Raw genomic sequence first — 12,365 nt, forward strand, 5'->3', positions numbered from 1 at the left:
CTACGGCTCCAGCCGGTTGGGGTCGCGCGGGAACATGATCGCCTCCTTGATGTTGTCGAGGCCGGCGACCTGCTGGACGAGCCGGTCGATGCCGAGCCCGTACCCGCCGTGCGGGGGCGTCCCGAAGCTCAGCGCCTCGATGTAGAACTCGAAGTTCGCCTGCTCGACGCCCTCCTCTTCCATCACTTCGACCATGCGCTCCACGTCGTGTTCGCGCTGGCCTCCAGAGGAGAGCTCCTGGCCCTCGTAGATGAGGTCGAACTTCCGGGAGGCGATCTCGTCGCCCTCCACGTCCTGCATGTAGTAGAACTTCTCGTCGGGGTAGCCGACGACGAAGAAGGCGGGGTGCCCCTGCTCCGCGAAGTGCTCGCCCAGCAGTTTCTCGCCTTTGGTGTCGAGGTCGGTCGGGTCCTCCGGGAAGTGGCCGAACTCCGTCTCGAGGAGGTCGAGCGCCTCGTCGAAGGTGATCCGGGGGAAGTCCTCCTCGGGGACGGTCAGGTCCACGTCGAGCAGGTCGAGTTCGCGCTCCGCGTTCTCGACGACGGCCCGGATCGCGTGCCGGAGCGACTCCTCCTGGACGTCCATCACGTCGTCGTGGTCCTCGATGTACGCCAGTTCGACGTCGAACATCGCGATCTCGGAGACGTGCCGGGAGGTCGCGAAGTCCTCGGCGCGGAACGCGGTGCCGGTCTCGTAGACCGCCTCGTAGCCGGCCGCCATCAGGATCTGCTTGTACAGCTGCGGGCTCTGCGAGAGGAACGCGTCACGGTCGTAATAGAGGATCGGGAACAGCTCCGCGCCGCCCTCCGCGCCGCCCTTCGAGATCAGCGGCGTCTTGATGTCGACGAACCCCTCCTCGTCGAACCACTCCTCCATCGCGGTCATCAGCTTCGAGCGCAGCGAGAACACCGCGAGCGTCTCGGGCTTGCGGAGGTCGAGCGCGCGGTTGTCGAGCCGGGTCGAGAGGTCGACGTCGACGTCCTTCGATATCTCGAGCGGAAGCGGCGAGTCCGCCTCGTCGAGGACCTCGTAGGCCGTCGGCGCGAGTTCGACCCCGCCCGGTGCCTGGTCGCTTTCGAGCGGCTTACCGACGACCCGGACGACGTCCTCCGAGCCCGCGTCCTGAACGGCCTCGAACAGCTCCGGCTCCCGCTCCTCCTTGAAGACGACCTGGATGAGTCCCTCGCGGTCGCGCACGATTAGGAAGACCAGTCCGCCGAGGTCCCGGATCTCGTGGACGTGGCCCGCGATCGCGACCTCGTCCGCGTCCGGGTCGACCTCCGACGTGTGAATTCGCTCGATCATAGGGTAGCTTACCTCCGAGTGGCCGGGCGTCGGTCATAGGCCTGTCGTCTTCGCGTCGGAGCTCCGGCGTCCTCGCGTTGGTGAACGGGTCGTACGCGCGGATCCGGGCGGTCTCCCGGCTCACTCGTCCGCGTCGACCTCGGCGAGTTCGTCGCGGACGCGCGACTCGGCCCGGCGGAGCACCTCGCGGACGGGGATTCCCGTCTCGGCGGCGACCGCTGCCGCCTCGTCGTACTCGGCGCTCACGTCGTAGACGTCGCCGTCGGCGGTCGAGGCCACCTTCACCGACACCTCGTGATCGACCTCGTCGATCGAGAGCGTCGCGGTCTCGAAGGCGCGCTCGGCGATCCAGCGGTGGCTCGCGCCCGCCTGTCGCACGCCGAGGGTACCGGTCTCCCGAGCGAGCCGCTCCGCGACCGCCGCCGCGTCCCCCGGCTTACAGATCACCTTCACGAGGTGGCCCGGCCGCGACTTCTTCATCGTCGTCGGCACGACCGTCACGTCGCGAGCGCCGACCGCCGCGAGCGACTCCTGGAGGCCGCCGAGCACCTCCGGCGCCGCGTCGTCGAGGTTGGTCTCCAGAACGGCGACGTCGTCGTCGACGAGCCCGCCGGAACCGGAGCCGCGTTCCTCGATCGATTCGGTCCCCGTCCCGCCGTCGCCGACGACTGCGCGGAGCACGTTGGGATGGCGGTCGAAGGTCGCGTCGCCCGCACCGTACCCCGCGCCGTCGACGCGGAGCTCCGGCAGCGCGTCGACGGCCTCGGCGACGGCCCCGAGGATCGCCGCCCCGGTCGGCGTCAGCAGTTCGCGGTCGACCGGGCCGCCGACGAGCGTGAGGCCGGCGCGTTCCGCGATCCCGACCACCGCCGGAGCCGGAACCGGGTAGACGCCGTGAGCCATCTCGACCTCGCCGCCGCCTGCCGCCAGGGGCGTGGTGACGACGCGGTCGACGTCGAGATCGTCGAGGAGCAGCGCCGCGCCGACGACGTCGGCGATCGCGTCGTCCGCGCCCACCTCGTGGAAGGCCGTCTCCTCGAGGTCGGTCCCGTGCGTCGACGCCTCCGCCCGACCGAGCAGTTCGAAGGCTTCGAGCGCGGTCGACTCGACCGCGGCGGGCAGCCCCATCGACTCGACGACCTCGACGACCTCCGGGTAGGTCCGGTGGACGCCGGCTCCCTCGGCGTGCGTGTGTCCGTGGTCGTGACTGTGATCATGACTATGGTCGTGGTCGTGAGAATGGCCGTGGTCGTGATCGTGGCCGTGACCGTGAGAATGACCGTGAGGACTGCCGTCGCCGTGGTTCTCCCCGTCAGCGCCGCGGTCGGCGTCGTCCAACTCCTCCTCGAGAAGCACGTCGACCGTCGTCGCCCGGATCCCGTTTTTGGTCGTCTCGTCGACCGCGTAGCGGACGGAGAGTCGTTCCTCGACCGGATCGAGCGCCGCCGGGTCGGCACCGGCCGCGATCAGCGCGGCACAGATCATGTCGCCGGCCGCGCCGGTCCGACCGTCGAAAGCGAGCGTACGCATGGGGGTACGAACACGGCCGATGAATAAAGAGCCGTCCCACTCGATGCCGGCGCGACACCGGCCGTCGGATCCGAACCCACGGACGGATAGGTCGCCACTACACGGGATATCAATCACATTTCGAGAACGATACCGGTTCGTCGAACGTCGACGAAACGGCGAAGAACGTCTCTTTCGACCCGAATATGGATCAGGGACGTTCAGTATGTCTGCCCGCTGTGATTTCCGAACACCTAAGCCCGAAGTGGCCGAGTCGGGAAGTAATATGGACCATCCAGGCCCGCCGCAGTTCGTCGCCGTCGGCGACGCGATACAGTTAGCGCCACGCGACCCCGACCCCGAGGCCACCTACCGGTGGACGGTCACCGAGACACCGATCGCGAGCGAGGCGACCGTCGGCGACGGGGCGGTCGAGGAGTTCGTTCCCGACACGCCAGGACGGTACCGGATCACGCTGGAGACGCCCGCGGAACGCCATAACCTGACGATCCGCGTCTTTCCGGGCGACCACAGACCCACCGGCGAGGGGGCCGGCGGTGCCGGGGCCACCGGACGGAGCGGACACAGCGGGGAGAGCGGGTACGGCGGGCGGAGCGGCTCCGCCCGCAAGAGCGGCGGGCAGAGCGGCTTCGCCTCGGGCTCCGGATCGGGTGCGCGCGAGGAGCCGACGGAACACGAGGACGGCCGGCCGCGCGTCCGGCTCGACGCCGATATCGAGGGTGAGGAGGCGGTCGTCCGGGCGACCCCGACGCCGCACCCGGACTCGTTGCGAGATGCGAGCGACCTCGACGTGGAGTTCCTCCTCGACGACCGCGACGGCGTGACCCGCGGCGACGTGACGATCGAGGGCCGCGAGCTTCGCGTCCCGCTCGCGGCGATCGACGATCGGCTCCGCGTCCACGGGGTCGCAGTCGGCGCGAGCTACAGCGTCGCCGACGCGGTCAGCGTCGATCGGCTCGGCGACGGCGACGACTTCGGCGTCACGCGGCTCAACGACCCGCCGGCGTGGGCGACGGACGCCACGTTGTATGAGATCTACGTCCGTGGCTACGCGGCCGACGACGACGAGGCCGAGACGACCTTCGAGGCGCTCGAGAAGCGGCTCGACTACCTCGCGGAGCTCGGCGTGGACACGCTGTGGCTCACGCCGGTGCTCCAACACGACGGCGCGCCCCACGGCTACAACATCACGGACTTCTTCTCCATCGCCGACGACCTCGGCGACCGCGAGGATTACGAGGCGTTCGTCGACGCGGCCCACGACCGGGGGATGAAGGTGCTCTTCGACCTCGTGTTGAACCATTCCGCGCGCGACCACGAGTGGTTCCGGGACGCCTACGGAAACCCCGACTCGCCGTACCGCGACCGCTACGAGTGGCAGGAGTCGGGCGAGCCAGGCACCTACTTCGACTGGGAGCTCATCGCCAACTTCGATTTCACCAGCCTCGAAGTCCGCCGGCACCTCCTCGACGCCGCCGACACGTGGGCCGCGGTCGCGGACGGGTTCCGGTGTGACATGGCGTGGGCGGTCCCCGAGTCGTTCTGGAAGGAACTCAGAGAGCGGCTCAAAGCCGAGGATCCGGAGTTCCTGCTGTTGGACGAGACGATCCCGTACATCGCCGACTTCCACGAGGGGATGTTCGACGTCCACTTCGACACCACGCTGTATTTCACCCTCCGACAGGTCGGCCGCGGCCACGAGCCGGCCGACTCCCTGCTCGACGCGATCGAGGGCCGGGCGCGCTCCGGCTTCCCGGACCACGCCGCGTTCATGCTCTACTTGGAGAACCACGACGAGACGCGGTACCTCGTCGAGTGCGGCGACGACGCCGCGAAGGCCGCCGCCGGCGCGCTGTTCACCCTCCCGGGGATCCCGATGCTGTACGGCGGCCAGGAGCTCGGCCAACGGGGCAACCGCGACCCCCTCGCGTGGGATCACGCCCGCGAGGAGATCCGCGACCACTACGACGACCTGCTCGCGCTCCGCGAGGCGCATCCGGTCCTCGGCTCCGCCGGCGACCTCGCCCGCGTCGACTACGAGACGGCGGGGACGGCCGACACCGACGCCGCCGACGTCGTCGCCTTCGCTCGCGAGGGCGAAGAGACGAGCTACGTCGTGCTGCTCAACTTCGGATCCGAACCCGCCGTCGTCGGGATCGACGAGGCGGTCGACGCGACCGACCTCGTCTCAGGCGAGTCGCGGGCGGCGGCCGAGGGCCTGACCGTCGAGGACGTTGCGGTCTTCGAGGTCGCGGACTGATCGATCGGCCCGCTCGCCGACCGCCGTCTCACTGACCGCCGTCTCGTCGACCGACCGCGCTCCCGGTCCCCCGGTGAAAACGCACGGTGACGACGGGGTTTTAAACGCGGAGGCTGTACCATGAGATAAGATGGCACACCTCATCGCGGACGGCCCACGAACCGTCCGATCGACGGGAGGGACCCCTCGGAGCAACAGGCTTATTCCCGAACCGGGTGCAGGTACGGCTATCCCCCGCGAGGAACCATGAACGAAGTCCAACTCGAAGTGGCGAAGGCGTACCCGAACGACTCGGGGCGCGGTATCGCGCGACTCGACCCCGACACCCTGCTCCATCTCAAGCTCTCGCCCGGCGACATCATCGAGATCGAGGGCGCGGAGACGACCGCCGCGAAGGTGTGGCGCGCGGACCGCCAGGACTGGAACACCGACACGGTCCGCGTCGACGGGTTCACCCGTCAGAACGCCGACGTCGGGATCGGCGAGCGCGTCACGATCCGGAAGGCCGAAGCGGAGAAGGCCGACAAGCTCGTTCTGGCCCCGCCGGAGGAAGCGTCGGTCCAGTTCGGCTCGGATGCCGCCGGCATGGTGAAACGTCAGATCCTCAAGCGGCCGGTCGTCGAGCGCGACATCGTCCCCGTGATGTCCTCGACGAACCACCCGTTCATGCGCTCGCCGGGCCAGGCGATCCCGCTCATCGCCGTCGAGACCGAGCCCGACGGCGTCTGTCTCATCACCGAGGACACGGAGGTCGAACTGCGTGAGGAACCGATCTCCGGGTTCGAAAAGACCGGCAGCGGGATCACCTACGAGGACATCGGCGGGCTCCAGAGCGAGATCCAGCGCGTCCGCGAGATGGTCGAGCTGCCGATGAAACACCCGCAGATCTTCTCGAAGCTCGGGATCGAGCCCCCGCAGGGCGTGCTTCTTCACGGCCCGCCGGGAACCGGGAAGACCCTGCTCGCGAAGGCGGTCGCCAACGAGACGAGCGCCTCGTTCTTCTCGATCGCCGGCCCGGAGATCATCTCGAAGTACTACGGCGAGTCCGAACAGCAGCTCCGGGAGATCTTCGAGGACGCGAAAGAGGAGTCGCCGTCGATCGTCTTCATTGACGAACTCGACTCCATCGCGCCCAAACGCGAGGACGTGACGGGCGAGGTCGAACGGCGCGTCGTCGCCCAGCTGTTGACGATGATGGACGGGCTCGAAACCCGCGGGCAGGTGGTCGTCATCGGCGCGACCAACCGCGTCGACAGCGTCGACCCCGCGCTGCGTCGGCCCGGGCGATTCGACCGCGAGATCGAGATCGGCGTCCCCGACGAGGTCGGTCGCAAGGAGATCCTCCAGATCCACACCCGCGGCATGCCGCTCTCCGACGACGTCTCCTTGGACCACCTCGCCGACGAGACGCACGGTTTCGTCGGCGCCGACGTCGAGAGCCTCACGAAGGAGGCGGCGATGAAGGCGCTCCGGCGGTACCTCCCCGAGATCGACCTCGACGAGGAGGAGGTCCCCCCGAGCCTCATCGACCGGATGATCGTCAAACGCGACGACTTCGCGGGCGCGCTCACGGAGGTCGAACCCTCCGCGATGCGGGAGGTGCTCGTCGAACTGCCGAAGGTCTCCTGGGAGGACGTGGGAGGCCTGACCGAGGCGAAACAACAGGTACAAGAGTCCGTCGAGTGGCCGCTCACGACCCCCGAGAAGTTCGAACGGATGGGGGTGGAGGCCCCCAAGGGCGTGCTGTTGTACGGGCCGCCGGGGACCGGGAAGACGCTGATGGCGAAGGCGGTCGCCAACGAGACGAACGCGAACTTCATCTCCGTGCGCGGGCCGCAGCTGCTCTCGAAGTGGGTCGGCGAGTCGGAGAAGGCGATCCGCCAGACCTTCCGGAAGGCCCGGCAGGTGAGCCCGACCGTGATCTTCTTCGACGAGCTGGACAGCCTCGCGCCCTCGCGCGGCCAGGAGATGGGTAACAACGTCTCCGAGCGCGTCGTCAACCAGCTGCTGACGGAGCTCGACGGGTTGGAGGAGATGGGCGACGTGATGGTGATCGGCGCGACCAACCGCCCCGACATGATCGACCCCGCGCTGATCCGCTCCGGCCGCTTCGACCGGCTCGTGATGATCGGTCAGCCCGACCAGGAGGGTCGCGAGCGGATCCTCGAGATCCACACCGGTGACACACCGCTCGCACCCGACGTCAGCCTTCGGGAGGTCGCTGAGATCACCGACGGCTACGTCGGTTCCGACCTCGAGGGGATCGCCCGCGAGGCCGCCATCGAGGCGCTGCGGGACGACGACGACGCCGAGGAAGTGGAGATGAAACACTTCCGGCGGGCGATGGAGTCGGTCCGGCCGACAATCACCGAGGACATCATGTCCTACTACGAGGAGGTCGAACGCGAGTTCAAGGGCGGCGGCCGCGACGCGCTCCGAGACACCGGCGGCCGGGTCGGGTTCCAGTAGGAGTCCGCGTCCATCCTTTCACGTCGCCGACTCGGTCCGCCCGTTTCCGCGCCTTTTAACCGCCGCAACGGCAAAGACGCGGCATGGCCCAGCCGCGCGTTCCCGGCGACGACGACCACGCGCTCGAGCTCCCGTGTGGCGAGACCGTCGGCCTCGGGGAGTTGGACCTCGGAATGCGGGAGTTCGAATGCGACTGCGGCGAGACGCACGCGGTCGTGATGGACGTCCATCCGCCGGAGCGCTTCCTCCCCGAGTTCCTCGTCGACGTCCTCCGGGAGGCGATAGAGACGACGAGCGAGGAGATGCCGGAGTTCGACACGCCGCACCTCCTCGGCGTCGTCTTGGAGGAGTTCCCCGAGTCGATCGTCACACACGACGCCAGCGGCGACGGCGAGGTCGGCTACGCGATGGTGTGGGTGGCCGATTTCGACTCCCGCCGCCTCCACGAGGTGATCGTCGAACTCGTCGTCGAGCTGATGGAACACGCCGTCAGTCACGCCGAGGACGACGACGCCCTCTCGGAGTTCGAGCGGGAGATGATGGAGTTCGACGTGAGCGAGTTCGTCGAGCAGTACCGCGCGGAGCGCGACCTCGAAGCCGAAGATCCCTACGCCTGAGCGGTCTCCGATCCCGACGGGTGGAACCGGTCGGATCGGTCGCTAGCGGTCCCCTGTGTCCGACACGCGTCCGACTCGTGTCTCACTGAAACCTATACCGTCGGCGCGCGTACGTAAGACACATGCACACCCACGAATACGAGCAGATCCGCGGTGTGCTCGCCGACGCCGAGGAGCCGCTGACGGCGCGGGAGATCCTGGCGCTCTTGGAGGAGACGGAAGGGATCGACAGCCCGCATCGCGTCGCGACCGTGTTGGGACGGTGGGCGAAACGCGGCGAGGTGGACGTGATCGTCGGGCAGCCGTACCGCTACGAACTGAACACGTAGCGGTCACAGCGGTCGCTCCGCTCTCGCGAGCGGTCACCGGGGCCGCCGCGATCGGGAGCGACGGCCACGGTCGGTCCGAGTTCGGGTCGTTTAGCCACCGAGCGGAGCGCGGTGGCCGCTCTCGACCGAGTCGTCGGCGCCGATCGAGTGGTACCATGGTCCGTGTGGACGAGTGGCTTGCGAAAATCGCAAATAGCTTGCGAGATTCGTACTTTATCGTCGACCTTATTACGATGAGCGTACTCGGACGCGATAATGAGCGAGGACCGGACCATACTGCTCATCGGCAGCGGGCCGATCCAGATCGGACAGGCGGCGGAGTTCGACTACTCCGGAGCGCAGGCGTGTCGTGCGCTCCAGGAGGAGGGCGCGCGAGTCGTCCTCGTGAACTCGAACCCGGCGACGATCATGACCGACCCCGAGACCGCCGACCGGGTGTACATCGAGCCGATCAGCCCCGAGGCGATCGCGGAGGTCATCCGGATCGAGAAGCCCGACGGCGTCATCGCCGGACTCGGGGGACAGACCGGACTCAACGTCACCGCCGAACTGGCCGAGCAGGGAATCCTGGAGGAGTACGACGTCGACGTGATGGGGACGCCGCTCGATACGATCTACGCGACCGAAGATCGGGACCTCTTCCGTCAGCGGATGGAGAACCTCGGTCAGCCGGTCCCGAAGTCGACGACCATCTCCCTCGACGAGGACGAGTCGGTCACCGACTTCGACGAGGGCGCGCTCCGAGAGCGCGTTCAGGCCGCCGTCGACGCGGTGGGCGGACTGCCCGTCATCGCACGGACGACCTACACTCTCGGCGGGTCCGGATCCGGCGTCGTCGACGACTTCGAGGAACTCGTCGAGCGCGTCCGTAAAGGGCTCCGGCTCTCGCGGAACGGCGAGGTCCTCATCACCGAATCGATCTCGGGATGGGTCGAGCTGGAGTACGAGGTGATGCGCGACGCCGACGACTCCTGTATCATCATCTGTAACATGGAGAACATCGACCCGATGGGGATCCACACCGGCGAATCCACCGTGGTCACCCCCTCGCAGGTGATCCCGGACGACGGCCACCAGGAGATGCGGGACGCGGCGCTCGAAGTCATCCGCGATCTGGGAATTCAGGGCGGGTGTAACATCCAGTTCGCGTGGCACGACGACGGCACGCCCGGCGGCGAGTACCGCGTCGTCGAGGTGAATCCCCGTGTCTCCCGCTCCTCCGCGCTGGCCTCGAAGGCGACCGGCTACCCGATCGCCCGCGTCACCGCGAAGGTCGCGCTCGGCAAGCGGCTCCACGAGATCGACAACGAGATCACCGGCGAGACGACGGCCGCCTTCGAGCCCGCCATCGACTACGTGGTGACGAAGGTACCGCGCTGGCCCATCGACAAGTTCGACGACGTCGACTTCGAGCTCGGGACGGCGATGAAATCGACCGGCGAAGCGATGTCGATCGGTCGGACGTTCGAGGAGAGCCTCACGAAGGCGCTCCGCTCCTCGGAGTACGACCCCGCCGTCGACTTCGCGGCGGTCTCCGACGAACGACTGGAGACGGAGTACCTCGAGCGGCCGAGCCCGGACCGCCCGTACGCGATGTTCGAGGCGTTCGACCGCGGCTACGGCGTCGACGACGTGGTCGATCTCACCGACATCCACCGCTGGTACGTCGAACGGTTCGCGAACGTCGCCGACGCGACCGCGGCGGCCGCCGAGGGCGATTTCACCGCGGCCGCGATGGCCGGCCGGACGAACGCCGAGATCGCCGCGGTCGCTGGTGACGGCGGGACAACCACGGCGGTGGGCGACGTCGAGTCCGCGGTCCCCGAGCGCACGTTCAAGCAGGTCGACACCTGCGCGGGCGAGTTCGAGGCGTCGACGCCGTACTACTACTCGGCCCGGCTACCCGAGTTCCTCGCGGGGGCGGACACGGCCGGCGCGGCCAACGAGGTCCGCGTCGATCCCGACGTCGAGAGCGTCGTCGTGGTCGGCGGCGGCCCGATCCGGATCGGACAGGGCGTGGAGTTCGACTACTGCGCGGTCCACGCGGTCCGGGCGCTCCGCGAGCTCGGTATCGACGCGCACGTCGTCAACAACAACCCGGAGACCGTCTCGACGGATTACGACACCTCCGACGGACTCTTCTTCGAACCCATCTCTGCCGAGGAGATCGCGGACGTGATCGAGACGACGGACGCGGACGGCGTGATGGTCCAGTTCGGCGGCCAGACCTCCGTCAACGTGGGCGAACCGCTGGAAGAGGAGATCGAGCGTCGCGGGCTCGACTGTTCCGTCCTGGGAACGAGCGTCGAGGCGATGGATCTGGCGGAGGATCGCGACCGCTTCAACGTTCTGATGGACGAGATCGGGGTCGCCCAGCCCGAGGGAGGGACGGCGACGAGCCGCGAGGAGGCGCTCGATCTGGCCCATCAGGTCGGCTATCCCGTGTTGGTGCGCCCCTCCTACGTGCTCGGCGGCCGCGCGATGCGCGTCGTCGAGGACGACGCGGAGTTGGAGGAGTACATCGAGGAGGCGGTCCGTGTCAGTCCGGACAAACCGATCCTGATCGACCAGTTCCTCGCGGACGCGGTCGAACTCGACGTCGACGCGGTCGCGGACGGCGAGGACGTGCTGATCGGCGGCGTGATGGAGCACGTCGAGAGCGCCGGCGTCCACTCCGGCGACTCCGCCTGTATGATCCCGCCGCGCTCGCTCGCGGACGACACCCTCGAACGGGTCCGCGAGGTGACCGAGGACATCGCCCGCGCGCTCGACACCGTCGGACTGTTGAACGTCCAGCTAGCGGTGACGGGCGTTCACGATCCCGAATCGGACGCCGAGGTGTACGTCCTCGAGGCGAACCCCCGCTCCTCGCGGACGGTGCCGTTCGTCTCGAAGGCGACGGGCGTTCCGATCGCCAAGCTCGCGGCGAAGGTGATGACCGAGCGGTCGCTGGCCGACCTCGACGTGGATGAGCAGATCCCGGAACACCTGAGCGTGAAGGAGGTCGTCCTACCGTTCGACCGGCTGCCGGGCTCGGACCCGCGGCTCGGCCCCGAGATGAAATCGACCGGCGAGGTGATGGGCACCGCACGCTCGTTCGGGAAGGCGTACGACAAGGCCCAGGACGCGACCGGCAAGCCGATCCCCGAATCGGGCACTGCCGTCGTCGACCTCTCCGCGGAGGAGTTCCCGAACCCGGACACGGCGGACGGAGAAGCGCTCGTCGAGGGGTTCTCAGAGCACTTCGAGCTGTCGACGGCGACGGACCTCATCGAAGCGGCGCGGCGCGGCGAGATCGACCTCATCGTCTCGCGGCAGCGGGAGCTGTTGGAGGTGGCCGTCGAGGAGGAGATCACCTACTTCTCGACGCACGCGAGCGCGAGGGCGGCGCTCGAGGCGATCGATCACGCGAGCGACGATCTCGACGTGATGGCGGTGTCGGACCGGCCGAAGCGCGTCGAGAACTGGGGCGAGTAGCGCCGCTGGACGGGTCGCGTCGCCGGAACCGGCCGGACGACTGGCGAACAGGCGGCGTGACTTCGGTCCCGCGACGGGTCGCCACGCACCCGCCTCGACCGCCGCGGGGCGGCTCTCAGGTCACGGGGAGTCTGATGCGTCATTCCACTTGAACCGTCGTCCTCTTTCGTCTCGTCTCCACTCGACCGATCCGACTGAACTCCTCTCTGGGACCGGCTCTTCCGAAAGGACGGTATATCTCGCGTGTGAGCGGTACGAATCGCGTGATCATGGCACGAGTCGTGAGCGGCCTGGCGGGCCGCTCGCGGCTCGCGGTTACACCGCTTGAGCCGTCGCTCACTTCTTCGCTCGTATGGTGTGAAATCTCCGTCCAGGTGA

At 68.1% G+C, this 12,365-nt stretch carries 7 protein-coding genes; 5 read left to right on the forward strand and 2 right to left on the reverse strand.

Translation table 11 applies throughout. The features are described 5' to 3' along the window. Window positions 1–1,305 carry an aspartate--tRNA(Asn) ligase gene (aspS, locus tag FN829_RS02830; RefSeq protein ID WP_142985495.1) on the reverse strand — a complete coding sequence of 435 codons (1,305 nt, stop codon included), beginning with the start codon at window positions 1,303–1,305 and terminating at the stop codon, window positions 1–3. 120 nt (window positions 1,306–1,425) lie between these two features. Then, the gene (gene larC / locus FN829_RS02835) at window positions 1,426–2,835 is read right to left on the reverse strand and encodes a nickel pincer cofactor biosynthesis protein LarC (RefSeq protein WP_142985496.1); all 1,410 of its coding nucleotides are present in this window, start codon (window positions 2,833–2,835) and stop codon (window positions 1,426–1,428) included. A 265-nt stretch (window positions 2,836–3,100) separates the two neighbouring features. On the opposite strand from larC, the gene malA reads away from it, so the two are divergent. The 5 genes from malA (at window position 3,101) to carB (ending at window position 11,987) form a co-directional block, all read left to right on the forward strand. Continuing rightward, window positions 3,101–5,095: an alpha-amylase MalA gene (gene malA / locus FN829_RS02840; protein WP_142985497.1), complete on the forward strand. Its 1,995-nt coding sequence runs from the start codon at window positions 3,101–3,103 to the stop codon at window positions 5,093–5,095. A gap of 246 nt (window positions 5,096–5,341) precedes the next feature. Further along, window positions 5,342–7,564, forward strand: coding sequence for a CDC48 family AAA ATPase (locus FN829_RS02845; protein WP_142985498.1), 2,223 nt, complete (start codon window positions 5,342–5,344; stop codon window positions 7,562–7,564). A gap of 83 nt (window positions 7,565–7,647) precedes the next feature. Further along, window positions 7,648–8,181, forward strand: coding sequence for a DUF5815 family protein (locus FN829_RS02850; protein WP_142985499.1), 534 nt, complete (start codon window positions 7,648–7,650; stop codon window positions 8,179–8,181). Between the two features lie 122 nt (window positions 8,182–8,303). Beyond that, complete coding sequence (locus tag FN829_RS02855; protein WP_142985500.1) at window positions 8,304–8,510, forward strand: hypothetical protein; 207 nt, start codon at window positions 8,304–8,306, stop codon at window positions 8,508–8,510. Window positions 8,511–8,765: 255 nt separating this feature from the next. Then, entirely contained in the window at window positions 8,766–11,987 is a 3,222-nt protein-coding gene (carB, locus tag FN829_RS02860; protein WP_142985501.1) for a carbamoyl-phosphate synthase large subunit, read from the forward strand. Window positions 11,988–12,365: the final 378 nt, after the last annotated feature.

Source organism: Halorubrum cibi (assembly GCF_900182635.1).
Taxonomy (GTDB): Archaea; Halobacteriota; Halobacteria; order Halobacteriales; family Haloferacaceae; genus Halorubrum; species Halorubrum cibi.